The organism is Mucilaginibacter sp. (assembly GCF_028288205.1).
GTDB lineage: Bacteria > Bacteroidota > Bacteroidia > Sphingobacteriales > Sphingobacteriaceae > Mucilaginibacter.
This window is the reverse complement of record NZ_JAQBOD010000031.1, coordinates 125,990-152,832: the sequence shown is the minus strand read 5'-3', so window position 1 is coordinate 152,832 and position 26,843 is coordinate 125,990. Positions and strand designations below refer to the sequence as shown.

Below are 26,843 nucleotides of genomic sequence, written 5' to 3'. Positions count from 1 at the left end.
ATTATGTTTTTAAAATCTTATTATTTCCTACTATAACTGTATTTGCTGCAACGTTTTTGGTTACTACTGCATTTGCGCCAATAACCACCCCCGCCTCAACTACAATTGGCCCTAATACGGTTGAATTAATGCCAATAATTACATTATCTTTTATATAAGGTTGTTTAAGAAGTATGCCGTCATACATACTCTCTTTATCATTATTACCCCCCAATGTAGCACCCTGATAAATTTTGAATAATCCTTCAGATATAACGTACCTACCAATTACTATTCCAATTCCATGAATCAGTACAAAACCGCCGTTTAATTGTGCACCCGGATCAATATCAATAGCATAAACAAACCTGTTAATTCCCCAAAAAATTTTGGCAACAGGCAATAATTTTATCTCATAAAAAAAATGACTTATCCTGAAAATAACGTTGCAGTAATAGTGAATTTTAAACAAGGGTTTAATGCTGCTATTGGCTACTTTAGCATAGCCATTATAATCGTTTTTTAAACCATTGTACAGGTTTTTAAAGCTATTCATTATTGTTTACAGATTTAAAGAACTTAACATATTCCCGAGCTATTTCCTTTATATTTATTCTTTGAGCAATAAAGGTTTTTAAATTACTAACCAGTTTATCATACGCGGATTGATCTAAATTTATAGCCATTTCCATTTTTTTTACAAGAGTATCAATGTGCTCATTTTCAAATAAATAACCATTTACGTTGTCGTCAACGTACTCTTCAAACCATTCTAATTTTGATGCTATAACCGGTACATTGTAATTATATGCTGTTAACAGCACACCGCTTTGCGTTACATCTCTATAAGGCAACATTAAAAAATGTGTATTTGCAAAAAGTGCCGGCACCTCTTGCTTTTCTATATTACCAATGTTTAAAGTAAATTGATCCGGATATTTAATTGTGCTGCTGTATGACTCCCAATCATCACACTTACCTGCAATTATGATATGGAAATTTTTATATTTCTTGCCCAAAATATTTGCAGCCTCTATTAACAAGTCTAAACCCTTGTTGGGACGAATAATACCAAAAAACAGGAAATAGGTTATATCCTTATTTATAGTAAGTTTTTTTGCTGCATTATTTCCAAAATTCTTTAAATACAAGGGGGTATAAAAAGAATTTTTTCCTTTAAATTTTTCTTTAAAAATCCTTAGCTGATTTTCTGAAAAAATATGAAAGTTAAAGTACGTTTTCATTAAAAATGTATAATAAAATGTACGTATCATTTTATCTTTCATTTTATAATGCTGCACTACATCATGTATGGCTATTACAAATAAATTCTTTTTTAAGTAAAGCGGTCTTAAAAAATGCATGTAAGGCACACCCAGGTAGCTGTCATAAATAATATCGGCTTTTAAGCTTTTTAAAAATTTTAACAGCTTAAAGGTAAACAGGATTGTTAACGGGTTTTTAAGCTTTCCTATTTGCTCCAGGATTATACATTCTATTTGGTTTTGTTGGCAAAAGCCAATCATTTCATCCCTTTTAAACCAACCATAACCTCTAAGAACTACTACCCATATTATATGAAAATCTTTGTTGTTGGATGAGTTTATTTCTTTAACAATAGGTAAATCAACATCAAGCATATCTTCTCCTGTTAAAAAAATTAATTTTTTCATGCTTTATTAGTTGATTTTAAATTAAAAAGAGGGTTATTATATAGTTGCTTCATAAAATATCAAAATAAATAAATGAAAATACAGCTATAATGTTTTAAATCAATTAAAAAAATTAACTTATACATAAAAATCAGGCCAAAGAATTCAGAAATTGAATCTTAAGCTATATTTTTTGCTAAAAAATGTGAATAATAAAAATATAGGGAAGATAGATTGCGAAAGCGGCGCCCAATCTGTAAAGCCATAAATTACCAGGGTTATTATTAAGCCAATTTGCGCTAATGAAAAAACTACGTTATTGTTAACAGCAATATTTTGTTTGGCTTTTACAACAGATGTTACCAGGAAAATCACCCAGAATAAAAAACCTATGACACCGGTTTCAGTTAAGATTATTAAATGGGTATTATGTATTGGATTTGTAGTTAGAAATTCATTATGCACCACTTTATATAAATTGATGGCATGGTTTACAAATTCAACATGTGTATTTATACCTACCCCTATTATTGGAGACATCTTGAAAATTTCCATACCCATTACCCAATGATCCAGCCGGGCCTCATACATTTGGTCGGCATCTGTTTTAAGAAAAATTGCGCTTAGCGGCGATAGGAAAACAATCCAATAAACAACCAACAACGCCGGGACAATTCCAAAAAGCACGCTTCGGAATGAGAATAAAGGCTTTTTAGCGTTTTTATATATAAAAAACATTAAAAACAATACAAAAACCAATGTTATATATGATGTTCTGGAATAAGTTAAAATTATTGTTATAACATTAACAAACAGGAAAATCAAACTTATTTTTTTTTGATAGTTGCCTAAATAACTCGCGAAAAAAAATCCTGAAGCAATTGTGGTGAACAGGCCCAGGTTAGCTGGTGTTACAAAAACACCTATTGCGCCTGCACGGGTACCTATTCTTGTAGCCCATTGCTCTCCTCCTGCCTGAAAAATAGTGGTTACAAATGATACACCTAATAATGGATATAGTATTGCCAGTGTGAATTGTAATATACATAGAAACATAAAGCTCGAAAACACTCCCTTTACAATATCGGCCGGCCCCAGATAATTATAGATTAATTTGAAAAATAAAATATACGATAAGAAAACAATTGCAAAAGCAACAGTTGCCAATACTGCATAATTGTAGGGGTTACATATTGATATAAGTATTAAAAGCAATACCCAATAAATCCATTTTTCGTTTTTATAAAATTGGAAAACCCCCTGGTTCTTTTTTATAATTAATAAGTATATGGATACTATTAATGGGATTGTTAAAAATATTTTAGAGGTAAAAGAGCCAGTTCCTTCATCCCTTATATACATAGGTACATATAACGGAATTGCCATTTGAAAAGGAATACATGTAATAACAAAACTTAATAATAAGTACTTGCTGTCTTTTTTTTCAAATAAGTACCAAACAAAAAAAACAAGTATAAGTACTATAAAAATTAAAGCTTTTTGAATCATAAAAATTTAAATAAAACCTTTACAATAATGAAGTTTTTCTATGCCTCTGTATTGTATTGTTTACAACCTGTTTAATTTCCCCTTAACGAAACTTCTTAAGCAAGAAAATGTTTTTAATAATTAAAAACTAATAATGATACTATCTATATTGATGTATACTTTTCTATTCCCATGTGTGGAAAGAACAGCTTCTATGCAACTAATAACAAACACCATAGTAAATGTTAAAGAGCATGGTGCAAAAGGCGATAATATTAATGATGATACTCAAGCTATTATAAACTCAATAAAATATGCAAAAGCAAATGGCATACCCACGGTATACTTTCCGGCAGGTACATACTCCATCAGGCAGTTGGGTATTAGTACCGGTATAATCCCTTTGTTAAATGGTGTGAGTTTAAAGGGCGCCGGTGCGGCAAGTTGTCATATTAAATTATCAGGCAACAGGTATAATCCAAATTCTATTTTTTATCAGGCTTGGTGGGATGAGCCTTCGGTTAATAATATCATCATTCAGGGTATTGATTTTGATGGAAATTTAAGCGAGCAAAAATTCGCAACCTCTTACCAATATTGTCATGCTTTAAGTATTAATAATGGTAAGAATATAGAAATAAAGAACTGTAAGTTTCAATCATTCAGAGGCGATGGTTGCCTTTTTGGCGATACATTTTTAGCATCACCTAATTTACGGATCACATCAAACGTAAGCGTTCATGATAACGTATTTTATAACATTTATCGCGAAGGAGCTATGTTCTGTTGTGTAAACGGTGCATCTTTCTATAATAATTATATTCATGGTGATGGTTATTTTGTTGGGGGCGTTGATATAGAAAGACATAGCATAAATGAAACCGTATTAAATGTTTCTGTATACAACAACACTTTTGATTTTAGGGATGGTTATGGGCCGGTTGAACGCGGCGGCCCAATTGTTAAGTACAGAAGAGCGGTAACCATGGGTTTTTTTTACGCAGGGTATAAAGATAAAATAGCAGATGAACTTGCCGGCGGACATCATATCTATAATAATAAAATATACCAGGGCCAAATAGATTGCTGGGGGCATACCAATGTTTTTATTACCAATAATACTTTTAACAATTTATTATATGAAAACATTGTTGCTGTAAATTGGCTTAGCGCTCCAGCCATAAATATTTCTGATCCCGGCTCAACAAATGGATTAAGGCAGGTTACGGTTAGTGGTAACATTATTAATTCGGTTATGCAGGGTAACGGTATATTTTTTAATAATTATTCAGACGTTATAGCCCAGGGTAACTGTATCACAGGTACCAGATCAGACGGGATAAACATTTATTGGTCGGCCGGAGTTTTTGAAAACAACATAATTAAAAACATAGGCACACCTTCCAATAAAGTATCAGGCATTGTAATTAACGGAACCTGCTCCGGATTGATCGTATCAAACAATACAATAATTGATTTTAACGCGGTGAGTAAACGCAGTATCAATTATGCAATTGCTATTCAAAGCAAAAACAATGGCGCCATGCGTCCAAAAATTGAATATAATATGGGTGTTAATGTATCTAACGGAGTAGTATCGGAATTTTCGGGTCAGTTAGGATTTGCTGAAATAAAAGGTAATAAAACAAAAAACCGGTTAAATGAGTAGATACTCATTTAAACCGGTTACATATTACTATAGAACTATTTAGAATAGACTTTAAATAAAACTGTTAATAGGCATTATCTTCTCCCTTAATAACATTAATTATGGTCATAAATAAAATCTTAATATCAAGCGCTATAGACCAGTGTTCCATATACCAGATGTCATGCTCTACCCGCTTTTCCATTAAATAAGTTTCTTTTGTTTCACCTCTAAATCCGTTTACTTGTGCCCAACCGGTAATGCCTGGTTTTAAGAATTGCCTAACCATATACTTATCAACAATAGTGCGGTATTGTTCTGTATGGCTAAGCATATGTGGCCTTGGCCCCATCACACTCATATTACCAAGCAAAACATTAAAAAACTGAGGTAATTCGTCTAAACTTGTCCGCCGCATAAAACTACCAATTTTGGTAACCCTGTTATCATTACGGCTTGCTTGTTTCTTTTCGTCGGCATTATTTGTCTGCATGCTTCTAAATTTATAGCACCAAAATGGTTCATTATCCCGTCCGCTTCTTAGTTGTTTAAATAGCACCGGACCGGGCGATTGCATTTTTATTATAAGCGCCAGGATAGGATACAACCAGCTTAATATAAATACTATTACTAATGAGCTAAAAACAATATCAAACAAGCGCTTTTTAAAACGGTTGTTAATATCTTTTAAAGGTTCTTTACGCAAGCTTATAATTGAAAACTGATCCATGTATTCAATATCAAAAGGTGCTGAAGATATATTTAGATCAGGTACAAATTTTAATCTAACGCAATGCTTATCGGCTTCATTTAATAAATATTGAACATCACCCATCCTATCTGGTGTTAACGATACAAAAACATCTTTAATTCCTGAATGGGCAGCGGTTTGTAACTGCATAGATGCAGCCTGTATTAAATTACCACTTTCATCAACATACGAGCTTTCATCGCCCAAAAATCCTAAAAAATTAAATCTTGTTTGCTTTTCAAGGTAAGCAGCCAGCTTTATCCCACCGTTATTCATCCCTAAAACCGCCACAGATTTACGTATATTAAAATTACGTTTTAATACATCCTCAAGAGCTGTACCTGTAAATCGGCTTAATAAAAAGCCAAAAATCATTAAGCCATAAAAAGCAGCTATAAAAAACCTGGGGAAATCATTTTGATTAGTAAAAAATATATAAGCCAGAAAAAGAAACCCATGCAATAAAACACTTTTATAGGTAGCACGATAAATAGAAACCAGTTTACAAACTATTTCTTCGCTATATAACCTAAACAATCCTGCACATAAAAACCATATTAAGTTTGCGGTAATTGTATATTGCCGTTGTAAATATGGATCTATATATGAGTGTTTATGGGTTAAATACAATGCTCCGGTTAAACAGATGTTGAATAAGAGTAAATCGCTTAAAGCTAAAATAAAACGGAAGAGGTATAAATAACGCGTTTGCATATCAGTAATTGTAATGGATAAATAATACAACTAAAGTCAAACCTTGTGCCAATTATTACACAATTATTAACTATAATATAAATTATTATCAACATTTATAATTTTATTAAAAATATATTACAAAATATATATTTTTGATTAATTTTTTATTTCTAAAATTAAAATTAGGTAGATCAAGATTTAATAATGTCTGAAATTTAATACATTACTGTCCGAAACGGATTATTATGCCACTGGGGTTTTAATTATTCATTGCTGATTTATCCATTATAAACGTGTTATTTAAGTAAGGATAAACAAGAATATTATTATATATACTTTTACTTATTGCCTTCATTTGCATAATTAAAATTTGGTTCTTTATTTCATTACAAGTAAAAATTGCTACTCCAAAATCAACCTTTGCTTCATACAATAACGACAAACTAACCAGGCTTGAATTCCATTTGTAAACATCTTTGTATGCATAGGGCCTTTCAGTGAAATTGCCATAGCAAACCAAAAAATTATATAATAACTTATATGCTTCAGATCGTGGGAAAAAAAGATATATGTTTACTATTTTATTTTTATAGGTACGGATACCAATCAGGTTTAAGAAAATATTACCCGGCATTTTCAACAAAGCAGTATCGCGATATTCAAAATTTAAACAACTATCCGCGTCAAGTTTATTATTCCCATCAAGAAATGCTAATTTATTACCAGGGACCGAACTTATATCCGCCCCTAAATTAAGTCCATTAATGCCATTACAATATTTTAAATATTCTATCGAACCATGCCCTGCCTGGCAAAAAGTTGAAAAGGGCAAACATAATACTGTTAGTATTGCCAACGTTTCTATAAATTTAAAATAAGTTAAATTTAGGAAATTAGTTTTCATGGCTATTGTTTTACATATACAGAACTATCTCATTACTATTTCATTTATAACTTATTGATTAACTTGCTTTAGCGTAATTTATATCATAAGTATTAACTGTTATTACACCATTAGCAGTAGTATTATATGTAATTACCAATTCGAGCGAGTTGTTATAAAAATATTTTATAGTGGCTATAGTTATTGCTGCTGATTGGTTGGCTGTTGCAGGATAATTAAGTGTTAATGTATTTGAATTTTTGGTATAATTAAATGTGGACATAACACCACCCTTTAATTGCTCTCCGGTGCCATCAGCATTAAAAACAATATAATCGGTATGATCAAAATGGGTAGTTACCGAATTTGTTGCAGCGTTGCTTGTGTTATTTGTAGAACCGGAAAGTGTAGCATTAACTTTATACCATTTTCCGGTAAAAGCTGTCGAACTTGGAACTGCAGTATTGTCTAATCTGCATGATGCCAAAAATGTAATTAATACGATGGGTAAAATCTTTTTCATAATGGTTAATTTTTTATGTTTTTTAATTTTAACAATAGTTATACCAGTATTAATTAAAGATTTAATAAACCAATAAAGCATGCTGTTTAGGTTGGGATAAAACAACAACTATTTCTTTATAGTTAAAATGTTAAATTACAGGCGTGTTTAATTACACAGTAATTGTGTTCCTGATAGGTCATTATTATGTAAAGGAAATAGTACACGTTTAACGGGTAATTCACGCAGAATAACATTGTTTGAGGTTGTCTATACTCACTGCTGTATTATTTCCCCTAACAGACATGGCTACTTTTTCACCAATATATTATTAAAATTAATCTCGGGTAAACACAATGGTAATATAAAGAACATAGTTTTAACCAATTGCATTTTGCATACAATAAACTTTGGCCTGGATTTACATCATCATTGCCGCATTACTTGAAGCCGCATGGACCTACTGCGTTAAATTTTTCAAATTAAGCGATCTTAAATTATTATCGTGGGGTAATTTTTATAGCCTGCAGGGAGTAATTATATTGGTGCCTATAACCGGTTACCTAATTTTAGGGCTGGCCAACGCGTGGTTTTTTTCGTTAGCTATTAAACAAATACCTACTGCTATAGCATTTGCTGCGTGGACAGGCGCCAGCATTATTTTAATTAAACTGGCCGATGCGCTGTTTTTTCATGAACCAACGTCATGGCCCGAAATATTTTTTATGCTGATGATCATGGCCGGTATTATGGGACTTAAATTTTTCGCAGTTTAATGATCGGGGACAATCTTAATAACCGTTAAAAGAGACTACTGTGAATTTGATATAAGGATCTATAATGTCAATTGATGAAGCGGCTGATTATTCTATTATCTTTACACTCTATATTAAACGCCAATGCCCGATTACCTGCTGCAACTTGACCGGCACCTGTTCCATTTTATAAACCACGACCTGGGTAACGCGTTTTTCGACCTGTTGATGCCAGTTCTGCGTAACAGGTTGGTATGGATACCTTTATATGTTTTTATCTTTATTTTTTGCCTTTGGCGATATAAAAAGCAGGGTGCAATTATTATTGTATTGCTGGCGCTTACCTTTGGCGTAGCCGATTTTGGCAGCGCTACCATCATTAAATCATTTTATAAACGTGTACGCCCATGTAATGACCCTGCAATGGCGGCAACTATTGTAAGCCGTGTTGATTGCGGCACCGGCTACAGCTTCCCATCCACTCATGCCAGCGACCACTTTGCCATAGCCGTTTGTTTGAGCATGATATTTTATAGGCGTTATAAATGGGTATTGTCCGCAAGTATTTTATGGGCGGCGGCTATCAGCTTTGCACAGGTGTATGTTGGGGTGCACTACCCTATTGATGTTACAGCCGGAGCTATTTATGGCATATTGGTTGGGCTTTTGTTTGGATGGATATTTTGGAAATGGCAGAAAAAACTGATGGTTAATCTGTCCTAATAGCCCCTTTATATTGTCCTTATCAGCCGTTTAAAATTTGTTGCTTCCTGCTTAAATTTGAATACCGATCAAATTAAATCTCACGCTATGGAAACCACAACATTAGATAAAGACATTAAAGTATGCTATATCACCGCAGCGTCTTTTCCGGACGGCATTTTAGCGGCACATCAAAAACTTCATTCATTAATTCCGTTTTCGACAAACAGGAAATACTTTGGAGTATCACGTCCTGAAAATGGCCCCATAGTTTACAGAGCTGCTGCCGAAGAATTAGAACCGGGTGAGGCAGAAAAATTAAATCTTGATACACTTATTCTGAAAAAAGGCAATTATATTAGCCTGACCGTACATGATTACATGAGGGACATCCCTGCTATTGACCGCACGTTTAAACAATTGCTTTCTCAACCCAATTTAGACCCGCAAGGTTATTGTGTTGAATGGTATCTAAGCGACAAGGATGTAAAATGTATGATCAGATTAAACAACTAACACCATGCAAAAATTCACCACCTTTTTAATGTTTGAAGGCAAAGCCGAAGAAGCCATGAATTTTTATGTAGCACTATTTGCTAATTCATCGGTTTTGAATATTATGCGATATGGCAAAGACGGGCCTGGCGAAGAAGGTACCATCATGCATGCTACGTTTTCGCTAAACGGCCAGGAGTTTATGTGTATTGACAGCGCGATAAAACATTCTTTTACTTTTACCCCGGCAATTTCTATTTATGTTAATTGCGAAGATGAGAGCGAGATAGAAAATGTATATGCCATGCTTAGCGATGGCGGCAATGTGGCAATGCCGCTTGGTAATTATGGATTCAGTAAAAAGTTTGGCTGGGTTAATGATAGGTATGGTGTGTCGTGGCAGGTTAATTTGCAGTAAATAGTACTACGGGGCTTTGGCAGACTGCCAATCATCAAACAGATATTTTAATGTCATTTTCAATGCTATTATTTACAAACTCAAATATCTCTTACTCAGCATTATACCCATTTTTATTTATAGCATGTCCAATTCATAAAATTCCATTTGTTATGTCTGTATAATTCACTTATTCGGTAACATTTAAATTAAAAAAGATGAAAGAGTACATGTTGATTTTCAGGCACGAGGATGGCGGTAAAGTAGCATCGCCGGAGCAAATGCAAATATGGATGCAGCAAACTATGGACTGGCTGGGTACACTTACAGCTAAAGGGAATTTTGAGGGCAAGGGCAACGGTTTGTTATTTGATGACGCCCGCGTGGTACATCATAATAAAATGGTTACCAATGGCCCTTTTGGCGAAATCAAGGAAACGCTTGGCGGCTACGTTGTTGTTAAGGCCGACTCTGTTGACGAAGCTGCCGAATTTGCAAAAGGTTGCCCGGTTTTACAGGGTGAGGGCAATACGGTGGAAGTAAGAAGATTAGCAAAGGACGACGGCGTTCATTAAAAAACTTACAGAGACACAAAATATTGCGTCTCTACTTTTAACATGCAACAGCAGGAATTGATTCCCCATTTATTCAGGACAGAGTACCGGAAGATAGTTTCGGTACTCTGCCGTTATTTTGGGTTTGACCAAATGGAAACTGCGGAGGACATAACCAGCGAGACGTTTGCCACTGCCGCCCAAACCTGGGGCATCAAGGGCCTGCCGCCTAATCCTGCTGCCTGGCTATATAATGTAGCTAAAAACAAGGCAAAGAATCATTTACACCGCGATTCTTTATTCGCGAACAAGGTATCTCCTGCCATACGAAATACCACTCCTCAATTTTATGAAACAGAGATAGACCTATCGCCCCAAAACATAAACGACAGCCAACTGCAAATGATGTTCGCTATCTGCCATCCGGCTATCTCGCCCGAAGCACAGATTGGATTATCCCTTCGTATACTTTGCGGCCTTGGTATTGAGGAGATTGCAGATGCGTTTTTATCAAACAAGGAAACTATTAATAAACGTTTATTTCGTGCCAAAGAGAAATTGCGCGAACTAAAAATCAGGATTGAAATGCCGGACGAAGCTGAAATTGATGCGCGGTTGGCACCGGTATTAACCACCATTTATTTATTATTTAATGAGGGATATTACTCGGTAAGCCAAAATAAAACGCTGCGCAAGGATCTTTGCCTGGAAGCCATGCGGTTGTGCACTATGCTGGTAGAGAACACGCAAACCAATAAACCAAAGGTAAATGCCTTGCTTTCGCTGATGTGTTTTCATGCATCAAGGTTTAATGCCCGGGTAAACAAAAACGGCGAGCATGTTTTGTATGACGACCAGGATACCAGCCTTTGGGATACTGATCTGATAAGCAAAGGCGCCTATTTTTTAAACTGCTCTGCAAATGGTATAGAAGTATCTAAATATCATTTAGAAGCCACTATAGCCTATTGGCAAACCCAAAAAACAGATACCAAAGAAAAGTGGCAAACTGTTTTAGGTTTGTATGACCGGTTATTGCAAACAGACTACTCGCCCATTGCGGCACTTAACCGGGTGTATGTATCATCAAAAGTAAATGGTAAAGAGCAAGCCATTATTGAGGCAGAAAAATTGAATTTAACAGGCAACCAATTCTATTATACCCTTTTGGGTGATTTATATACCGATATTGATAAGGATGAAGCAAGGCTAAACCTTAAAATAGCTTTAGCTTTAGCAAAAACTGATATGGATAAGCAAACTATTCAAAAAAAGATTAATAAATTGTGAGGTACTGTTTCACAAATAAATGAAACAGATGAAACACTATTTTAGGTTAACCCATTGATATATAGTAATTTGACAAAATTAGTGAAACACTTTGAAACAGTACAAAAACTTTAGGTAAAGCAGTATAAATATCTTACAGTAAGCATTTTATGCTATTTTATCGTTTTTTGCAAATATAGGGTGAAACACCCAATGTGAAACAGTATAACTTTACATCAGGGTGATGCAAAAACTACCCTCTAAACTTATCCAGCAGATCACTTAATAGGCCGGCTTCTTCGTTAGTGAGGTTATTTTTAAGGAAGTCTTTAGTTTTAAATTCATTATCCATGGTGGCAAGGGTTTCCAGACCTTTGTTACTTATACGAATATCAACCGCGCGCCTGTCTTTATTATTAGTGCAACGGGTTATCATTTCTTTTTGCACCAGGCGGTCAACTATGCGCGAGGCATCGCTCATTTTATCAATCATCCGTTCTTTAAGCATATTAACCGTAGCCGGTTTAGGGTACTGGCCCCTTAATATCCTCAAAATATTAAATTGTTGATTGGTTAAGTTATACTTTTCAAAATGGCAGCGCAAAGAGTTATTAAGCCACCCTTCGGTATAAAAGATGTTTATAACTGCCTTCTGGTAGTTATCCTCAAATTTAGAGCTTTGTATTTCGTCGTCTATCCGCATTGTTAATTATTACCCGCAAAGATGCAAATATGTTTATTTTTTCTCTGATTTGTTGTTTTCCTCATCTTTTCCGTAATGCCACGGACAATGCCGGCACTTGTTTTCGCAACAATAACCGCGCTTTAAATGGTAAGCTTCGGTAAACACAAAGTTGCCCTCTTCGTTAATATAATAATCTATATTTTCCTGCATCACGGGTTCAGTTAAGCAATTTAACAAATAGCAGCGCATAAATGTGCATTATTATTGTGCAGGATCAATACCCTTTTTTTTAACCTTAGGGAGCTTTCCATAATAAATAAGGCACCCACGGCAACCATTTCCACAACAATAACCCCGCTTTAAATGCTCGGTTTTGATAAACATCAGCCCGCTGCTCTTCCTGGTGAAATTCTCGTTCTTTTCCATTGTCAATTAAGCAATTTTACGAAAATTTTATTATTTAAATACGCTTTTAAATGAGTACCATTACCATGCAACGTCCACACCTGCTTTGGGTTAACTTCTTTTATAGCCTCTAAAATATCATTCCAGTCGGCATGGTCTGATATAAATAGGGTATCCTCCCTGTTAACCTGTAAATTTTTCCAGCCCGAGGCAAATAACCGTTTTACCCCGGTGGCTTTTATATAGCTGTTAAATGTAAAAGGGGGTACAATATATACAAACTCTTCCTGTGCCTTCATTAGCTTGCGCCCATATAGCTGGTGTTTACCTAAGGTGAACCCTGCCCTTTCGTATATCTGGTTTATGGGCATAATACGATGATGTATAAGCACTTTTTTCTGCGGGGAATGGTCATTTATCATTCGTACCAAACGCTGGCTCTTACCCAGGCCATAAGCGCCCAGCAGAATATTACTTTTAATGCCATTAAGCTTTTTTATCTCCTCTATAGGATCCGGATGAATTATATTCGGATCGGCAAAAGTACTTTCGGTTATCAGTACATCCGCGTTAACCCATTCAATTGGTTCGCAGGTAGCATCGGGTTGTAATTTATAATCGCCGGTATAAAGATAACTGCTGCCCTGATATTCCATCAACACCATCGCGGAGCCCAGCATATGCCCTGCGGATACAAAAGTGAGCTTTACATCCTTTATCATAAAAGGCTGGTTATAACCCGCAATATTAAATACCTGCGCGGCAGATCTATGGTATCGAAGATGCATAAACTCGCGTGTAGCCTGTGTACAATAAACGTCTTTGTTTCCACTTATGGCGTGGTCTGCATGGGCGTGTGATATGACCGCCGTTTTTACAGGTTGCTGCGGATCGAGGTAAAAGTCGCCATATTTACAGTAAATGCCGTTGGGATTAATTTGAATAAAATCGTCAAGTATATTCATTTAGTAAGAGACATTGTCATTGGCAGCATAGCGAGAAAACTATACACATGCAGGTAGCCAACCTGTCAATGTATAGATTTCTCCCGTTAGTCGAAATGACATAATTTTTTATGGTTTTGCTAATTGAAGAAACTGCTCATGCAACGCCAATATCTGTGGTATTAGCAATCTCGTTTCGTCGTTCTCGATAATATAATCAGCCAGTTCCTTTTTTTTGCTTTCAGAGAGTTGCTTTGCTTCGCGGGCCTCAACTTCTGCACGGGTAATGTGGTCGCGTTTGGTTACACGCGTTATTCGTAATTCCAGTGGAGCTGTAACCAATAGAGAATAATCACACATTTTATAAGAAGTGCTTTCAAATAACAAAGCTGCTTCTTTTATTACATAAGGGGCATTATTTGTGCCGGCAACCCAGGCATCGAAAGCCCTGAATACTGCGGGATGTGTCAGCTTGTTAAGTTTAGCCAACTCCTTATCATCATTAAAAACAATATTGGCTATATATTTACGATCAAGGCTCCCATCGGCAAAATAAGCTGCGTCACCAAAGGTTTTCTTTACATTGGCTACCAATATTGGGTCGGCAGTCATAATGTTTTTCGCTTCGGTATCTGCATAAAAAACCGGGATGCCCAACACCCCGAACATTTTGCTAACGATAGTTTTACCGCTGCCTATATTACCGGTGATACCTATTTTAAGCATTTATTTTTTAATAATAAAATCAATGTTACGTGGTTCGATACTTACAATTTTACAATATGCCGGTAACATTGTAATTTTTACCGGTAACGTGTTATAACCGTACACGCGCCAAAGATCAAGGTTTGCCTGCGCTTCAAACAAGCTTTCATCAATATCTGCATACTTACTTAGCGAAGTGGTAAAAGTTACTTTAACTTTCTGCGGAAATATTTTAATGTTATAAAAATCAATGTTATTTACCAGTTTAACAGGAACTTCTATTGTCTTCTCTGTATATTCCTCTACCGGGATATTTACTTGCACTGTTTTAGGGTAAATGCTAATATTACCTTCGGTTGATGCGGCCAGGTTTAAAGTTGAGTTTATGTTTTCGCTCACATTTCTCAATACCAGTGAATCCGTATACCAGGCAACGATTTTATCTATACGGTTACTTGGGCCGCTTATAGTGACGTAAGCTGGCTTGATAATGATATTATCTGATTGGCTAAACTGTGGCTCATACTTAACCGATTTGATTAATTGTACCGGTATACGGCGTTCGCTGCGGTTTGTAAAATCAAAATATAGTGTATCGGGGCTAAAAGCTATTATTTCATTTTTCACCGCCTTTTCGGCATTTATAGCCTGTATTTGAGAACTAAGTATTATATAAGCTTCGCTATCCAAAGTACGCAGATCAACCTTAATTATTTTGTTTTGCTCATTAATTTTCGAGAACAACATTTGCCACCCGCTTCCTTTTACAGTAACATTAACAGTATCAGGTTGTAATGAATGAAAGGCCCGCTTTTGCGGAGCATTCTTAAAAATGAGTATTTCTTTTACGTTGTAGCTATAAGGCTTTGAGAGGGTAATAACTATCCATGCACAAGCAGCAAATACCAGGCAGGTAAAAAATGCCGATATACGCCTGCGTTCTGCTATTGATAGTTTTATTATTGCCATTTGAGGTAAAATGTGAAAGGTAAAAGGTGAAAGGGTAAGCGCACTTAAACCTTTTGCCTTTTACCTTTCGCCTTTTACCTAATATATAATATTTTTTGTTTTAAGCTTATTTAACTACAGCAGGTGTATTTAACGCCTTTGACTCCTCTAAAGAAATTGCCGATTTGTTAAACCTAACTTTTTGGCCGCCTTCGGTTTCAATTAAAAAAGTAGTATCAGCCACCTCTATAATTTTACCATGCATACCAGAAGTTGTTATAATTTTATCTCCTTTTTTTAGCTCGTTAACAAAGTTCTTTTGATCTTTTTGCTTTTTAACCTGCGGACGGATCATAAAGAAATAAAACACCAGTATAATTAAACCAAATACAATTAATTGTTTAGGGTCAAAGCCTGCGGCCTGTAATAAAATAGTTGCTATCATTTTTTAGTTATTATTTTGTAAGTACTTCACCAATTAAATGCACCATGCTTTGTGCCGGATTGGTATTTGCGGTAACAGTTATTTGCTTATCCTGCAAGCCAGATTTACCGGCGCTGTTAAAAGTTACTGATATTGCACCCGTGTTACCGGGTAATACAGGTGTTTTTGGCCACTGCGGTGTTGTACAACCGCATGATGCTACCGCGTTAGTTATTATTAATGGCGATTTGCCGGTATTAGTAAATTTAAAGCTGTATGAAACTTTATCGCCTTGTTTTATCTTGCCAAAATCATGGCTTTCGTTTTCAAATTTTATGATGGGTACATTGGCTGCACCAGCTGTACCGGTAGTTGTATTATTGGTTTTACCGGTTTGGTTGCAAGCCATTAATACACTTGCCATCATTATGCCTAAAAACAATTTTTTCATTGCTATTATTCGTTAATCGCTTAGTTATTTATTCTATTAATCCCCTACCTATTTTGTTGATCTTCTTATCGGCTTTCAGTTCAAATAAAATCTTGTCTAATATACCGTTTATAAATGAATTACTTTTTGGCGTGCTAAACTCCTTTGATATTTCCAGGTACTCATTAATAGTAACCTTAACAGGGATTGATGCAAAATTAATAAATTCGGCAATAGCCATTTTCATTAACAGGGTATCCATCATAGCAATACGCTCAGGCTCCCAATTTTGAGTTTTAGCGCCTATCAGTCCCTGGTAGTCTTTATCGTAACGTACAGAGGTTTCAAAAAGATTAACAATAAACTCCTTGTCTTCTTCCCAATTACCGGTTACCTCGGCCAGTTTGTTGTTTTCAGGCTCATCAAATGAGAAGTTTTTAAACGTTTTAGCTATTAACGCCTGCAAAACATCCTTATCAACCGGCCAAAAAATAAACATCTCTTCAAAAACCTGTTCGGCCAATGATGATTTTAAGATCACTTTTTTGAAAATGAATTTAATTATGTCTTTATCTGTTTGGATAGTGTCGCCTGTTTTTTGAAGGTATTCAGCGTATTCGGGAGCGGCCTTCAAATTGGTAAATAAGGTTTTCACCAGTTCGGGCTCAAAGGACCATTCTACCTTATATTTTTTCAGTCCGGCTAAAAATTCTTTATTTTGATTCAAGGATATTACAAACCGGTTAGTTAATAGTTTAAGGCTTGCGTTCAGATCGTCAGCAGTGGGCAAATGTTTGTGCGCCCTGTCGGTAGCGTCGGTTTGTGCATAACCTACTACTTCTGATATTAGGGATAGCATCCAGATATACATTTCGTATACCTTATCAATGCTTAATAATAAGTTTTTTTCGTGCTGTTTAATATTACCCGCATCCGTTTGATGATATGCGTATAATGCCTGTAATACTTTTACCCGTAGGTGCCTTCTGTTTAACATTTTTGTAAGAACGATTTAGGATTGATCCTGTTTGTGATATTTATTTAATAACTTGATTTTACTTTGTTAATGTCTGTAATACGTTTTTCAACAATTTTATTTGCTGCCTGTACGGTAGAAATATTTTCGGTCCTGGATAGTTTTAAAACATTACGTGTAGCTTCGTAAATATTTTCGGTTAGCTGCAATGAACGCTTTTTACTAAAGCCCATCAATTCCGAGTAACAGTTTATAACTCCGCCGGCATTTATTACATAATCCGGCGCAAATAAAATTCCTTTTTCAAGCAATAGCTGGCCATGTGCCGTTTCATCTTCCAACTGGTTATTTGCAGATCCTGCTATAATGGCGCATTTCAGCTTGTTAATAGTTTGTGTATTAACCGTTCCGCCTAAAGCGCATGGCGAATAAATATCAGCATCAATATCAAAAATATTATTGTTTGATACCGCTTCGGCTCCATATTTTTTTGATACCTGCCTGCTTTGTTCTTCGTTAATATCGCTTACATAAACTTTTACATTCTCATCGCGAAGCAGCCTTACCAGGTTTTCGCCTACGTGGCCTATTCCCTGCACAATAACTGATTTACCGGTTAAGCTATCTGTACCAAAAAGTTCTTTTACAGATGCTTTAATTCCCATAAAAACGCCCATTGCCGCTATGGGGGCCGGGTCGCCACCGCCGCCTATACTTTCGGGCAAACCGGCAACATGCTGGGTTTCCATGCGGATATACTCCATATCGCGCGGATTAGTGCCTACATCTTCGCCTGCAATAAACTCACCATTCAGGTTCTTAACAAAGCGGCCAAATTTACGCATCAACGCTTCGCCTTTATCTTTGTGCGAATCGCCAATAATTACCGCGCTGCCCCCACCCAGGTTAAGGCCTGATATTGCAGCTTTATAGGTCATGCTTTTTGAAAGGCGCAACACATCAGTTAAAGCATCCTGCTCGGTTTTATAGGCCCACATGCGTATACCGCCCAATGCTGGGCCAAGCACGGTATTATGAATTGCTATAATGGCTTTTAATCCTGTATCCGGGTCGCTACAGAATACAACTTTTTTATGACCGAATGTATCGAGTTTTGAAAATATTGATTCTGTAGAGTTGTTGGTTAGCATTTATTATTTTTAGGCACAACAAAAGTAGATATTTTTTTATTGCTACAAAGAGTTTTGTTAAGTAGTTAATAGTTGATGCATCATTTCATAAGATAACCGGTTAATATGATCTATTAGGTATATTTGGTACATGAGTATCATCGTTCAAACTCCCCGGGTATTTATCCGTGAATTTTTACCAGAGGAGCAAGAAATTTATTTAAATCATTTTACAGACGAAAAGGTTGCCCTATATCTGCCAAAGCGCGACAGAGAAGAGCGGATAAATATATTTAACAATGCATTAAACCAATACCCCATCACTAAAACCATAGGGGTATGGGGTATATTTAATAAAGCTAACGGCGAATTTATAGGAAGTTGCCTGCTGCGCCCTTTTAATGATGGGATAATTGAACTGGGTTACAGCCTGGAACAAAAATACTGGGGACAAGGGATAGCAACAGAAATGGCTATTGCAATGACAAGTCATGGCTTATCAGATACAAACACTTTAGAAATTGTGGCTGTTACTGTTTTAGAAAACTTGGTATCGCAACGCGTGCTTGAAAAAGCCGGATTTAAGCGCATGAGTAATTTATCAAGGAATGGGGAAGAGTTGGCTTTTTTTAGGGTAAGGGCTTTAGATAAATAACATTAAAATCTCATTCGAATGCAGGCAATAGGATAGCGGTAATTGATAAAATAATTTTGTATTTTTGTTATTATGAAATTTGTGTTGGACGTTAAAGAAAGTAAGGCAGCTACGCTAATGGCGTTATTAAATGACTTGCCTTACGTAAAGACCAAACCGCTTACACCTTACAAAGCCAAAGTTTTAGAAGATGTTAAAGAAGCCGTAGATGAATTGAATCAAGTATTATCCGGCAAAATCGAGGCGCGTGATGCAGACGAATTATTGAATGAGTTATAAGGTTAAGTTCATTCCTAAATTTGAAAAAGAACTTAAACGTCTGGCAAAAAATTTCCATCGCTTAAGTCCGATTTTTCATTGCTTTTGAAATCTCTTAAGGAAAACCCTTCTCAAGGTACTTCGCTTGGTAGTGAATGCTATAAAATTCGCATGGCAATTTCAAGCAAAGGGAAAGGTAAGTCAGGCGGCGCCAGAGTAATTACATGTTTCAAAATTGTGCATAACACCGTTTTCTTACTTACTATATTTGATAAAAGCGAACATGAATCCATCTCCGATAAGGAGCTTAAAGAATTGCTTGAGTTTGTCGATTAGATGATAAATTTGCTGTTCTTTACATCTTCCTATAGATAGGCATAATGCTTTGAATAATCAATTTCATTACCGTATTTTTGCCTACGGATTTGCCGGCTTTTCGGACTTTCGGACTACTATTCATGAAGGATCTCGCTTACCTCAATAAATTCTTTTATAAATACCGCTGGCATCTTATCCCGGGTATACTATTCGTTGTTATCTCTAATATCTTTAGTGTATTGCCCGCGCAGGTTATACGTGTAGCGTTTGACCTGGTTACTGAGAATATTGGCGTTTACCAGCTTTTTTCCGGCTTTAACCGGCAGGCAATGATCTATGAGATATTTGGATCAAGCTTGTTACTGTTTGGCATTTTAGTATTGGTTTTATCGCTGATAAGGGGTTTGTTCCTGTTTTTTATGCGGCAAACCATTATACTCATGTCGCGCCATATTGAGTATGATCTGAAAAACGAAATATATAACCATTATCAAGCCCTGTCGCTGGCATTTTATCGCCGCCATAACACCGGCGACTTACTGAACAGGGTTACCGAGGATGTAAGCCGTGTGCGCATGTACCTGGGCCCAGGTATTATGTATACCATAAATACTGTAGTACTTTTTGTATTGGTTATATATGCAATGCTTACTGTAAATGTGCGGTTAGCTGTATACTCGGTATTGCCGTTGCCTATTTTGGCTGTATTGATATACTATATAAACAACATCATCAATTTTCGCAGCGAGAAAATACAGGAGCGGCTATCGTCATTATCCAGCTTTGTGCAGGAAAATTTCTCAGGTATTCGCATCATGAAATCATATGTGCGGGAAGATTCTGTCCGCAAAAAATTTGCTTTAGAGAGTGACTATTATAAAACGCATTCTATGGCATTAGTTAAGGTACAGGCCTCCTTCTACCCTATTATGTTGTTGTTGGTGGGGCTTAGTAACGTTATAACCATTTTTGTTGGCGGCATTGAGGTAATGAAGGGCACTATTACGCCCGGTAACATTGCCGAATTTATTGTGTACCTCAATCAGCTTACCTTCCCCGTAATGGCGCTTGGTTGGGTTACTTCATTAATACAGCGCGCGGCGGCATCACAAAAACGCATTAACGAGTTTTTACATCAGCAGCCGGAGATACTATCGCCCGATACACCTAAACGTACTATCAACGGTTTGATAGAATTTAAGGATGTATCGTTCATCTACCCTGATACTGGCATACAGGCGTTAAAAAATGTATCGTTTACCGCCCACCCCGGCGAGATGGTTGCTATTATAGGGCGCACAGGTTCGGGTAAATCAACCATAGCTAATTTATTACTGCGGATGTATGATACTACCGGCGGCGAGGTATTAATTGATAATGAGCCGGTAAAACATCTTAATCTGGAAGGTTATCGTGCGCAAATAGGCTTTGTGCCGCAGGAAGTATTTTTGTTTTCTGACACCATTGCCAACAACATCGCTTTTAGCGCGGATGTGCTGAATATGCCGGTAGTTGAACAGGCCGCTAAAGATGCGGCGGTTTACCACAACATTATGGAACTGGAAAAAGGTTTTGAAACTTTAATAGGCGAACGCGGCATAACATTGTCGGGCGGGCAAAAACAGCGGGTATCTATTGCCCGGGCCATTGTAAAGCATCCGCAGATATTGGTTTTTGATGATTGCCTGTCGGCAGTTGATACGCGTACCGAGGAAGAAATATTACAAAACCTGGGGTATATTATGCAGGGTAAGACAAATATTATTATAGCGCATAGAATATCAACTATAAAAAATGCCGATAAAATATTGGTGATGGATAACGGCCAAATTATTGAACAAGGCGACCACGAATACCTGATGCAACAAAAGGGAACTTACTTTGAATTGTATGAAAAACAACTACTTGAGGAAGAAGTGCCCGCAAATGATAAGTAACTTTTATATATAAATTTAAAAAAAAACGCAATAATATTTGTTTTAATACTTGCACTTTGAAAAATTATTTATATTTATGCCTAATAAAACTAAACTACAACATAATTTAATATGGGAGATTTTGACAACAGAGAGCGCGAAGAGGTTTTTTCAAAGAAGGTAAGAGCAGGTAAACGGACTTATTTTTTTGATGTAAAGGCAACACGGTCAAACGATTACTACGTTACTATTACAGAAAGCAAAAAAAGACTGGAAGACGGAGTTTTTATTAAACACAAAATATTTTTATATAAAGAAGATTTTGAAAAGTTTGTTGAAGGACTAAACGGAACCATTGATTACATCAAAGAGAACCAGGAAGTTATTGAAAAACGTTACGAATTTAGCGAGTCTCCCGAAGCAGCTAAAGCAACAGCAGATGATGATTTTTCATTTGACAATTTATAATCGCTAACTCAAGCTAAACTTATTATAAACCAAAAAGACCTGCCAATTGGCAAGGTCTTTTTTTTATGCTTAATGTTTTAACTACGCAGCATTATAGTCGCTATTATAACGCCAATTATTATTAAAGCGTAAAGAGCTAAAACACAAATCACTACAACGCCTTTTATTTTTAAGAATGTGTTTAGTTTGCCTAATGCAATACTTACCTGTGCAGAATTTTTATATTCAATTGCATGTTTTATGGTGCTTCCAAACTGGTATAAATTAAGCGATATAAAAAAACAGAGAATAGCTATGCCGGCATAAATAAATCCCATAAATCCACTAAAAAACATTGGGAACCTCATCATAGGATATGGCCTTATCATAGGATAGGGTGTTGGGCCATAATGATAAGGCATTGGGCGAAAGTGGGAAAGCAGTGAAAATGCCGAACCAAAAAAGACTCCGAATAATAATAAGAACCCGGCACCTATAAAGCCCATAATTCCTAAAAACCTGGCCCACTTGCCCGATTCATACAGATAATATTGCGCATCTTCTAACAGTAAAATGCCGATGGGTACCGAAGGGATATGCGGCTCATTAGTTTCAGTTGTTTCCATGGTTTAAGGTTTAGTTTATCTAAAGTTATAAACTATTTAAACTTAAACAATAGTTACTCAATTATTTATAAGTAGAGACAAACACAAATTTATATTATTGCTCCATTAGAGCCTCCTGATATTTGAACCTTATTTACCCAACAAGTCACTCATAATAAAAACGGCTATGCTAAAATAAATTATTAACCCGGTTACATCGACTAAGGTAGCTACAAAAGGCGCAGATGACGTTGCCGGATCAGCGCCTAATTTTTTCAACACCAACGGTAGCATAGAGCCCGCTAATGATCCCCATAGCACTACACCTACTAACGAAATGCCAACAGTCATTGCTACCAAAAGCCAATGCGGGCCATATAAAGTACTAAACTCGCTCGTTATTGATATGCGTAAAAAACCAATTATGCCTAAAGTTGTACCCAGCATTAAACCCGAAAGTATTTCACGACGCATAACCCGCCACCAATCTGCAACGGTTAATTCGCCTAATGCCATGGCTTGTATAATTAAAGTTGAAGCCTGCGAGCCGCTATTACCCCCGCTTGATATGATCAACGGAATAAACAAAGCCAGCACCACGGCTTTTTCAATTTCATGCTGAAAAAAACCCATTGCCGTTGCAGTAAGCATCTCACCCAAAAACAAAATAACCAGCCAACCTACCCTCTTTTTTACCAACGAAAATAAATTAATATCCAGGTAAGGCTCATCCAGCGCTTCGGTACCACCAATTTTTTGAATATCCTCGGTATATTCTTCATTTGCTATCCAAAGAATGTCATCTACCGTAACAATACCCAATAATATATCTTCATCATCGGTAACCGGCAACGCCGTACGGTTATTCATCCGGAACACGTTAATAGCTTCTTCCTGGGGGTCTGTTGCTTTAAGCGCGATGAGCCTGCCATCCATCAACTGGCTTATTTTGGTATCCGGGTCAACCAATAGAATTTCACGAATACGGATATCGTCCAGTAAAACTCCCTTATCGCCAACCACATAAATAACATCAATAGTCTCTGAGTTTTTACCAAACTGCCTTATGTGCGCAAGTACACGATTTACATCCCAGCTTTTTTTAACGGCAATATAATCGGGGGTCATTAAACGCCCCACGCTATCCTCGTTGTAACCCAATAGCGCTAAAGCTTCTTTACGATCGGCTCTGGAGAGGTGCAGGATTAATGCATTTACCGCATCGCCATGTAGCTCGGCAAAGAAAGCGGTACGGTCATCCGGCGGTAGCTCGGTAATTATCTCGGCAATTTTTGTACCCGGGAGTTTTTTAATGATACGCTCCTGCGTAGGAAAATCAAGTATACGGAAAACGTTTACCGCACGGTTAATAGATAAAGTTTCAATAAACAGCGGGCCATATTCCGGAAGTTCATCTATCAACTCTTCAATAGCTGATATGTTGAGGTTGTTAAGGTATTCCTGAAGTTGTTGCTCATTATTTTGCTCCAGCAACAATTCTATTTGTTCAACCATTTCTTCCATCGTACAAACCCGTTTTACATATTTTTTAAATTCTGATTACTCGCGACAAAAGTCGTTTATTTTTTCAAATTATAAGGTAGTATTTTCTGTTATCTTTGCGCAAAATTTGTCGATAGTCCATAGACCATGGTCGATAGCGAATAAACTGCTAAACTATGGTCTATGGACTATCGACTATGGACTTTTTTAAATACAAAACATGGCTTTACAATGTGGTATAGTGGGTTTGCCGAATGTGGGGAAATCAACTCTTTTTAATTGCTTATCAAATGCCAAGGCACAGGCGGCTAACTTTCCGTTTTGTACCATTGAGCCAAATGTGGGCGTAATTACCGTGCCTGATGAGCGGCTGGTGAAACTAACGGAGATAGTAAATCCGAAGGCTATTGTGCCAAATACTATCGAGATTGTTGATATAGCGGGGCTGGTTAAAGGCGCCAGCAAAGGCGAAGGTTTGGGTAACCAATTTTTAGGTAACATACGGTCGACCAATGCAATTCTGCATGTGCTGCGTTGTTTTGATAATGACAATGTTATACATGTTGATGGTTCTGTTGACCCTATACGCGATAAAGAGATCATTGATACCGAACTACAGTTAAAGGACCTTGACAGTATCGAGAAAAAAATACAGAAGGTAGAAAAAATGGCCAAAACTGGTGGCGACAAAGAGGCTAAAAAAACCTTTGATGTGCTTACCATATATAAAGAGCATTTGCTAAAAGGAAAATCTGCACGTACTGCCCCGGTTGCCGAGGAAGATAAAGAATACATTGCCGACCTGTGGCTGTTAACTGCCAAACCGGTATTATATGTTTGTAATGTGGACGAAGCATCTGTTAATACAGGCAACGCTTATGTTGACAAAGTTAAAGAAGCTGTAAAGGATGAGAACGCTGGTGTATTGGTAATATCGGCACAGATAGAAGCAGAAATTGCCGAACTGGAATCGTTTGAAGAGCGTGAAATGTTTTTGAATGATCTGGGCCTAACCGAATCTGGTGTTAACAAACTAATTAAAGCCGCCTACAAGTTGCTTAACCTGGCCACCTACTTTACTGCCGGTGTACAGGAAGTACGCGCCTGGACCATCACTCAGGGTTTCACCGCCCCACAGGCAGCAGGCGTTATCCATACTGATTTTGAGAAGGGGTTTATCCGTGCTGAAGTTATTAAATATGCTGACTTTGTGAAATATAACGGATCAGAAGCGGCCATTAAAGAAGCTGGTAAACTGGGTATAGAAGGTAAGACCTATATTGTTGAAGATGGCGATGTAATGCATTTTAGGTTTAACGTATAGCCCAATTAAACTATAATTGTCATTTCGAAACGTAGTGAGAAATCTTATACGCCTTGTCAGGAAAGGCGCTCGTACAAGATTTCTCACTCGTTCCTCGTATCGAAATGACAAATTTATAACTACTTGCTCGTTCCCTTTTTTAAAGTAATTACCGTTATCTCCGGCCAGATACCTACCCTGCCTTTCAGCCCCAAAAAGCCAAAGCCGCGGTTAACATACAGGTACCTGTCCTTCTTTTTATAAAGGCCCGCCCATTGTTTGTAAACATACTTGATAGGGCTCCACTTAAAGCCAAATATTTCTATCCCGAACTGCATACCGTGTGTGTGTCCGGCTAACGTTAAATCAATATGCTTTAAATGGTTAAGAGTTTTTGCTTCCCAGTGTGATGGGTCATGGCTCATTAATATTTTAAATTGACTGTTGTCAATCTTTTCGGTAGCCTTTACCAGGTCGCCATATTTATGAAAACCACCCTTACCCCAATTTTCAACACCAATAAGGGTTATCGATTGTCCATCTTTTTCTATCGCTATGGCTTCGTCCAACAATAACCGGAAACCAATTTCCTGGTGTACTTTTTTTAAGCGGGCAAGGTTAGTTTGTTTTTCGTCCTTGCCGGCCCATTTTATATAATCACCATAATCATGATTACCCAATACAGAATATTTACCCATCGGTGCAGATAATCTTGCAAAACTTTCTTTCCAGGGATCCATTTCGGTTGCTTTATTATTCACCAAATCTCCGGTAAATAGTATCACGTCGCTGTGTTGCGCATTAACCATGTCAATACCTTTATTTACCCCTTTATGGCTGGTAAAGCTTCCGGCATGAATGTCTGATAATTGTGTTAAGGTAAACCCATCAAATGCTTCGGGCAGATCAGGAAAATACAGCGTTTCGCGGTGTACCTGGTAATGGTGCCGCCCGCGTGTCAACCCAAATAATAATCCAAAAAATGGAATAGCTGCAATAATCAGCGCCAACTGGCTCACCCAAACGCTTCGCGGGGGAAAACTACGCAACAAACGGGTAACATCTTCTAACAATAATACAGGTGTTGCCACCAGTTTGGGCACAAAGGATAGCAGCATAAGCGCCATTAACCAGGATATTACTTTAGGCGAATCGCCGCGGCTACGGCCAAAAATGGTGAATATAACACCTGCTACAATTGAAACATCAACCAGCCAATAGGCCCAATGTGCGGACGTGTTTGCTGTTAAAGTATTAATTGCGGTAAAAAAATAGACGTCGACAAATAGCCAAAGCAGTATGATAGATAAGATTCTTTTCTTCATTATATTAACGTAGACGATTGAGATCGAAAAACATTTTACAAACCTTGGATTTTTTAAATTGTTATAAATAAATTTTGCCGATCATAAGAAAGAGA

The 26,843-nt window shown here is 36.8% G+C and carries 32 protein-coding genes; 13 read left to right on the top strand and 19 right to left on the bottom strand.

Translation table 11 applies throughout. The features are described from left to right. Position 1: 1 nt before the first annotated feature. The 3 genes from JWR23_RS06865 to JWR23_RS06855 all read right to left on the bottom strand — a co-directional run bounded on the left by JWR23_RS06865 (position 2) and on the right by JWR23_RS06855 (position 3,017). Entirely contained in the window at positions 2–535 is a 534-nt protein-coding gene (locus JWR23_RS06865) for a hypothetical protein (protein WP_299514614.1), read from the bottom strand. Then, positions 528–1,652: a glycosyltransferase family 4 protein gene (locus tag JWR23_RS06860; protein WP_299514611.1), complete on the bottom strand. Its 1,125-nt coding sequence runs from the start codon at positions 1,650–1,652 to the stop codon at positions 528–530. Before JWR23_RS06860 ends, JWR23_RS06865 begins: the two co-directional genes overlap by 8 nt. Before the next feature lie 144 nt (positions 1,653–1,796). Beyond that, a complete protein-coding gene (locus JWR23_RS06855) occupies positions 1,797–3,017 on the bottom strand; it encodes an O-antigen ligase family protein (protein WP_299514609.1) in 1,221 nt (406 codons plus the stop codon). Positions 3,018–3,273: 256 nt separating this feature from the next. On the opposite strand from JWR23_RS06855, the gene JWR23_RS06850 reads away from it, so the two are divergent. Then, positions 3,274–4,788, top strand: coding sequence for a right-handed parallel beta-helix repeat-containing protein (locus JWR23_RS06850; protein ID WP_299514607.1), 1,515 nt, complete (start codon positions 3,274–3,276; stop codon positions 4,786–4,788). 64 nt (positions 4,789–4,852) lie between these two features. On the opposite strand, the gene JWR23_RS06845 is transcribed toward JWR23_RS06850, so the two are convergent. The 3 genes from JWR23_RS06845 to JWR23_RS06835 form a co-directional block, all read right to left on the bottom strand. Next, a complete protein-coding gene (locus tag JWR23_RS06845) occupies positions 4,853–6,232 on the bottom strand; it encodes an undecaprenyl-phosphate glucose phosphotransferase (RefSeq protein WP_299514605.1) in 1,380 nt (459 codons plus the stop codon). 241 nt (positions 6,233–6,473) lie between these two features. After that, on the bottom strand, positions 6,474–7,118 hold the full coding sequence (locus tag JWR23_RS06840) for a hypothetical protein (protein WP_299514603.1): 645 nt from the start codon (positions 7,116–7,118) through the stop codon (positions 6,474–6,476). A gap of 58 nt (positions 7,119–7,176) precedes the next feature. Next, positions 7,177–7,620 carry a hypothetical protein gene (locus JWR23_RS06835; RefSeq protein WP_299514601.1) on the bottom strand — a complete coding sequence of 148 codons (444 nt, stop codon included), beginning with the start codon at positions 7,618–7,620 and terminating at the stop codon, positions 7,177–7,179. Between the two features lie 389 nt (positions 7,621–8,009). Here JWR23_RS06835 and JWR23_RS06830 point away from each other — a divergent pair, with 389 nt between their 5' ends. From JWR23_RS06830 to JWR23_RS06805, 6 genes are all read left to right on the top strand, one after another. Continuing rightward, positions 8,010–8,375 carry a multidrug efflux SMR transporter gene (locus JWR23_RS06830; RefSeq protein WP_299514599.1) on the top strand — a complete coding sequence of 122 codons (366 nt, stop codon included), beginning with the start codon at positions 8,010–8,012 and terminating at the stop codon, positions 8,373–8,375. A 123-nt stretch (positions 8,376–8,498) separates the two neighbouring features. Continuing rightward, complete coding sequence (locus tag JWR23_RS06825) at positions 8,499–9,077, top strand: phosphatase PAP2 family protein (RefSeq protein ID WP_299514596.1); 579 nt, start codon at positions 8,499–8,501, stop codon at positions 9,075–9,077. A gap of 87 nt (positions 9,078–9,164) precedes the next feature. Further along, positions 9,165–9,572, top strand: a complete 408-nt coding sequence (locus JWR23_RS06820) for a transcriptional regulator (RefSeq protein ID WP_299514594.1) — start codon at positions 9,165–9,167, stop codon at positions 9,570–9,572. Positions 9,573–9,576: 4 nt separating this feature from the next. Continuing rightward, on the top strand, positions 9,577–9,969 hold the full coding sequence (locus JWR23_RS06815; protein ID WP_299514592.1) for a VOC family protein: 393 nt from the start codon (positions 9,577–9,579) through the stop codon (positions 9,967–9,969). A 197-nt stretch (positions 9,970–10,166) separates the two neighbouring features. Next, positions 10,167–10,523 carry a YciI family protein gene (locus JWR23_RS06810; RefSeq protein ID WP_299514590.1) on the top strand — a complete coding sequence of 119 codons (357 nt, stop codon included), beginning with the start codon at positions 10,167–10,169 and terminating at the stop codon, positions 10,521–10,523. A 42-nt stretch (positions 10,524–10,565) separates the two neighbouring features. Next, positions 10,566–11,792 (top strand): DUF6596 domain-containing protein, encoded by a 1,227-nt coding sequence (locus tag JWR23_RS06805; RefSeq protein ID WP_299514588.1) that lies wholly within the window; start codon positions 10,566–10,568, stop codon positions 11,790–11,792. Positions 11,793–12,024: 232 nt separating this feature from the next. On the opposite strand, the gene JWR23_RS06800 is transcribed toward JWR23_RS06805, so the two are convergent. The 10 genes from JWR23_RS06800 to JWR23_RS06755 all read right to left on the bottom strand — a co-directional run bounded on the left by JWR23_RS06800 (position 12,025) and on the right by JWR23_RS06755 (position 18,439). After that, positions 12,025–12,474, bottom strand: a complete 450-nt coding sequence (locus JWR23_RS06800) for a MarR family transcriptional regulator (RefSeq protein WP_299514586.1) — start codon at positions 12,472–12,474, stop codon at positions 12,025–12,027. A 33-nt stretch (positions 12,475–12,507) separates the two neighbouring features. After that, a complete protein-coding gene (locus JWR23_RS06795) occupies positions 12,508–12,666 on the bottom strand; it encodes a DUF5522 domain-containing protein (protein WP_299514584.1) in 159 nt (52 codons plus the stop codon). Between the two features lie 51 nt (positions 12,667–12,717). Beyond that, complete coding sequence (locus JWR23_RS06790; RefSeq protein WP_367277520.1) at positions 12,718–12,882, bottom strand: DUF5522 domain-containing protein; 165 nt, start codon at positions 12,880–12,882, stop codon at positions 12,718–12,720. Between the two features lie 2 nt (positions 12,883–12,884). Beyond that, positions 12,885–13,826 (bottom strand): MBL fold metallo-hydrolase, encoded by a 942-nt coding sequence (locus JWR23_RS06785; protein ID WP_299514582.1) that lies wholly within the window; start codon positions 13,824–13,826, stop codon positions 12,885–12,887. Positions 13,827–13,934: 108 nt separating this feature from the next. Beyond that, the gene (coaE, locus tag JWR23_RS06780; protein ID WP_299514579.1) at positions 13,935–14,531 is read right to left on the bottom strand and encodes a dephospho-CoA kinase; all 597 of its coding nucleotides are present in this window, start codon (positions 14,529–14,531) and stop codon (positions 13,935–13,937) included. After that, a complete protein-coding gene (locus JWR23_RS06775; protein WP_299514577.1) occupies positions 14,532–15,479 on the bottom strand; it encodes a CdaR family protein in 948 nt (315 codons plus the stop codon). It abuts the gene before it with no gap. Between the two features lie 106 nt (positions 15,480–15,585). Further along, a complete protein-coding gene (gene yajC, locus JWR23_RS06770; protein WP_299514575.1) occupies positions 15,586–15,903 on the bottom strand; it encodes a preprotein translocase subunit YajC in 318 nt (105 codons plus the stop codon). 10 nt (positions 15,904–15,913) lie between these two features. After that, positions 15,914–16,333: a DUF1573 domain-containing protein gene (locus JWR23_RS06765; protein ID WP_299514573.1), complete on the bottom strand. Its 420-nt coding sequence runs from the start codon at positions 16,331–16,333 to the stop codon at positions 15,914–15,916. A 28-nt stretch (positions 16,334–16,361) separates the two neighbouring features. After that, positions 16,362–17,309 carry a transcription antitermination protein NusB gene (locus JWR23_RS06760; RefSeq protein ID WP_299514571.1) on the bottom strand — a complete coding sequence of 316 codons (948 nt, stop codon included), beginning with the start codon at positions 17,307–17,309 and terminating at the stop codon, positions 16,362–16,364. 44 nt (positions 17,310–17,353) lie between these two features. Next, on the bottom strand, positions 17,354–18,439 hold the full coding sequence (locus JWR23_RS06755) for a Glu/Leu/Phe/Val dehydrogenase (protein WP_299514569.1): 1,086 nt from the start codon (positions 18,437–18,439) through the stop codon (positions 17,354–17,356). Between the two features lie 130 nt (positions 18,440–18,569). Here JWR23_RS06755 and JWR23_RS06750 point away from each other — a divergent pair, with 130 nt between their 5' ends. The 5 genes from JWR23_RS06750 to JWR23_RS06730 all read left to right on the top strand — a co-directional run bounded on the left by JWR23_RS06750 (position 18,570) and on the right by JWR23_RS06730 (position 22,033). Continuing rightward, positions 18,570–19,073 carry a GNAT family N-acetyltransferase gene (locus JWR23_RS06750; protein WP_299514567.1) on the top strand — a complete coding sequence of 168 codons (504 nt, stop codon included), beginning with the start codon at positions 18,570–18,572 and terminating at the stop codon, positions 19,071–19,073. Positions 19,074–19,145: 72 nt separating this feature from the next. Then, positions 19,146–19,352 carry a hypothetical protein gene (locus tag JWR23_RS06745; RefSeq protein ID WP_299514565.1) on the top strand — a complete coding sequence of 69 codons (207 nt, stop codon included), beginning with the start codon at positions 19,146–19,148 and terminating at the stop codon, positions 19,350–19,352. A 150-nt stretch (positions 19,353–19,502) separates the two neighbouring features. Next, positions 19,503–19,667, top strand: a complete 165-nt coding sequence (locus tag JWR23_RS06740) for a type II toxin-antitoxin system RelE/ParE family toxin (protein WP_299514691.1) — start codon at positions 19,503–19,505, stop codon at positions 19,665–19,667. Between the two features lie 122 nt (positions 19,668–19,789). After that, positions 19,790–21,586 (top strand): ABC transporter ATP-binding protein, encoded by a 1,797-nt coding sequence (locus JWR23_RS06735; protein WP_299514563.1) that lies wholly within the window; start codon positions 19,790–19,792, stop codon positions 21,584–21,586. A gap of 111 nt (positions 21,587–21,697) precedes the next feature. Continuing rightward, positions 21,698–22,033, top strand: coding sequence for a DUF3276 family protein (locus tag JWR23_RS06730; protein ID WP_299514562.1), 336 nt, complete (start codon positions 21,698–21,700; stop codon positions 22,031–22,033). Between the two features lie 77 nt (positions 22,034–22,110). Here the strand turns inward: JWR23_RS06730 and JWR23_RS06725 are convergent, their stop codons facing one another. Together JWR23_RS06725 and mgtE are read right to left on the bottom strand one after the other, a co-directional pair. Next, positions 22,111–22,638, bottom strand: coding sequence for a DUF5362 family protein (locus tag JWR23_RS06725; protein ID WP_299514560.1), 528 nt, complete (start codon positions 22,636–22,638; stop codon positions 22,111–22,113). 129 nt (positions 22,639–22,767) lie between these two features. Next, on the bottom strand, positions 22,768–24,141 hold the full coding sequence (mgtE, locus tag JWR23_RS06720; protein WP_299514558.1) for a magnesium transporter: 1,374 nt from the start codon (positions 24,139–24,141) through the stop codon (positions 22,768–22,770). Positions 24,142–24,340: 199 nt separating this feature from the next. Between mgtE and ychF the strand changes: the two genes are divergently transcribed. Then, positions 24,341–25,444: a redox-regulated ATPase YchF gene (gene ychF, locus JWR23_RS06715; RefSeq protein ID WP_299514556.1), complete on the top strand. Its 1,104-nt coding sequence runs from the start codon at positions 24,341–24,343 to the stop codon at positions 25,442–25,444. 119 nt (positions 25,445–25,563) lie between these two features. Here the strand turns inward: ychF and JWR23_RS06710 are convergent, their stop codons facing one another. Beyond that, positions 25,564–26,748, bottom strand: a complete 1,185-nt coding sequence (locus tag JWR23_RS06710) for a metallophosphoesterase (protein WP_299514554.1) — start codon at positions 26,746–26,748, stop codon at positions 25,564–25,566. Between the last annotated feature and the right edge of the window lie 95 nt (positions 26,749–26,843).

What these genes read in the sequence shown, in the direction of transcription:
- JWR23_RS06710 (WP_299514554.1), bottom strand. Translation starts at nt 26,748, where the DNA reads ATGAAGAAAAGAATCTTATCTATCATACTGCTTTGGCTATTTGTCGAC.
- ychF (WP_299514556.1), top strand. Translation starts at nt 24,341, where the DNA reads ATGGCTTTACAATGTGGTATAGTGGGTTTGCCGAATGTGGGGAAATCA.
- JWR23_RS06845 (WP_299514605.1), bottom strand. Translation starts at nt 6,232, where the DNA reads ATGCAAACGCGTTATTTATACCTCTTCCGTTTTATTTTAGCTTTAAGC.
- JWR23_RS06735 (WP_299514563.1), top strand. Translation starts at nt 19,790, where the DNA reads ATGAAGGATCTCGCTTACCTCAATAAATTCTTTTATAAATACCGCTGG.
- JWR23_RS06790 (WP_367277520.1), bottom strand. Translation starts at nt 12,882, where the DNA reads ATGGAAAAGAACGAGAATTTCACCAGGAAGAGCAGCGGGCTGATGTTT.
- JWR23_RS06795 (WP_299514584.1), bottom strand. Translation starts at nt 12,666, where the DNA reads ATGCAGGAAAATATAGATTATTATATTAACGAAGAGGGCAACTTTGTG.
- JWR23_RS06840 (WP_299514603.1), bottom strand. Translation starts at nt 7,118, where the DNA reads ATGAAAACTAATTTCCTAAATTTAACTTATTTTAAATTTATAGAAACG.
- mgtE (WP_299514558.1), bottom strand. Translation starts at nt 24,141, where the DNA reads ATGGAAGAAATGGTTGAACAAATAGAATTGTTGCTGGAGCAAAATAAT.
- JWR23_RS06825 (WP_299514596.1), top strand. Translation starts at nt 8,499, where the DNA reads ATGCCCGATTACCTGCTGCAACTTGACCGGCACCTGTTCCATTTTATA.
- yajC (WP_299514575.1), bottom strand. Translation starts at nt 15,903, where the DNA reads ATGATAGCAACTATTTTATTACAGGCCGCAGGCTTTGACCCTAAACAA.
- JWR23_RS06865 (WP_299514614.1), bottom strand. Translation starts at nt 535, where the DNA reads ATGAATAGCTTTAAAAACCTGTACAATGGTTTAAAAAACGATTATAAT.
- JWR23_RS06860 (WP_299514611.1), bottom strand. Translation starts at nt 1,652, where the DNA reads ATGAAAAAATTAATTTTTTTAACAGGAGAAGATATGCTTGATGTTGAT.
- JWR23_RS06820 (WP_299514594.1), top strand. Translation starts at nt 9,165, where the DNA reads ATGGAAACCACAACATTAGATAAAGACATTAAAGTATGCTATATCACC.
- JWR23_RS06755 (WP_299514569.1), bottom strand. Translation starts at nt 18,439, where the DNA reads ATGCTAACCAACAACTCTACAGAATCAATATTTTCAAAACTCGATACA.
- JWR23_RS06740 (WP_299514691.1), top strand. Translation starts at nt 19,503, where the DNA reads ATGGCAATTTCAAGCAAAGGGAAAGGTAAGTCAGGCGGCGCCAGAGTA.
- JWR23_RS06815 (WP_299514592.1), top strand. Translation starts at nt 9,577, where the DNA reads ATGCAAAAATTCACCACCTTTTTAATGTTTGAAGGCAAAGCCGAAGAA.
- JWR23_RS06760 (WP_299514571.1), bottom strand. Translation starts at nt 17,309, where the DNA reads ATGTTAAACAGAAGGCACCTACGGGTAAAAGTATTACAGGCATTATAC.
- JWR23_RS06800 (WP_299514586.1), bottom strand. Translation starts at nt 12,474, where the DNA reads ATGCGGATAGACGACGAAATACAAAGCTCTAAATTTGAGGATAACTAC.
- coaE (WP_299514579.1), bottom strand. Translation starts at nt 14,531, where the DNA reads ATGCTTAAAATAGGTATCACCGGTAATATAGGCAGCGGTAAAACTATC.
- JWR23_RS06855 (WP_299514609.1), bottom strand. Translation starts at nt 3,017, where the DNA reads ATGGCAATTCCGTTATATGTACCTATGTATATAAGGGATGAAGGAACT.
- JWR23_RS06835 (WP_299514601.1), bottom strand. Translation starts at nt 7,620, where the DNA reads ATGAAAAAGATTTTACCCATCGTATTAATTACATTTTTGGCATCATGC.
- JWR23_RS06725 (WP_299514560.1), bottom strand. Translation starts at nt 22,638, where the DNA reads ATGGAAACAACTGAAACTAATGAGCCGCATATCCCTTCGGTACCCATC.
- JWR23_RS06750 (WP_299514567.1), top strand. Translation starts at nt 18,570, where the DNA reads ATGAGTATCATCGTTCAAACTCCCCGGGTATTTATCCGTGAATTTTTA.
- JWR23_RS06785 (WP_299514582.1), bottom strand. Translation starts at nt 13,826, where the DNA reads ATGAATATACTTGACGATTTTATTCAAATTAATCCCAACGGCATTTAC.
- JWR23_RS06810 (WP_299514590.1), top strand. Translation starts at nt 10,167, where the DNA reads ATGAAAGAGTACATGTTGATTTTCAGGCACGAGGATGGCGGTAAAGTA.
- JWR23_RS06805 (WP_299514588.1), top strand. Translation starts at nt 10,566, where the DNA reads ATGCAACAGCAGGAATTGATTCCCCATTTATTCAGGACAGAGTACCGG.
- JWR23_RS06730 (WP_299514562.1), top strand. Translation starts at nt 21,698, where the DNA reads ATGGGAGATTTTGACAACAGAGAGCGCGAAGAGGTTTTTTCAAAGAAG.
- JWR23_RS06775 (WP_299514577.1), bottom strand. Translation starts at nt 15,479, where the DNA reads ATGGCAATAATAAAACTATCAATAGCAGAACGCAGGCGTATATCGGCA.
- JWR23_RS06850 (WP_299514607.1), top strand. Translation starts at nt 3,274, where the DNA reads ATGATACTATCTATATTGATGTATACTTTTCTATTCCCATGTGTGGAA.
- JWR23_RS06745 (WP_299514565.1), top strand. Translation starts at nt 19,146, where the DNA reads ATGAAATTTGTGTTGGACGTTAAAGAAAGTAAGGCAGCTACGCTAATG.
- JWR23_RS06765 (WP_299514573.1), bottom strand. Translation starts at nt 16,333, where the DNA reads ATGAAAAAATTGTTTTTAGGCATAATGATGGCAAGTGTATTAATGGCT.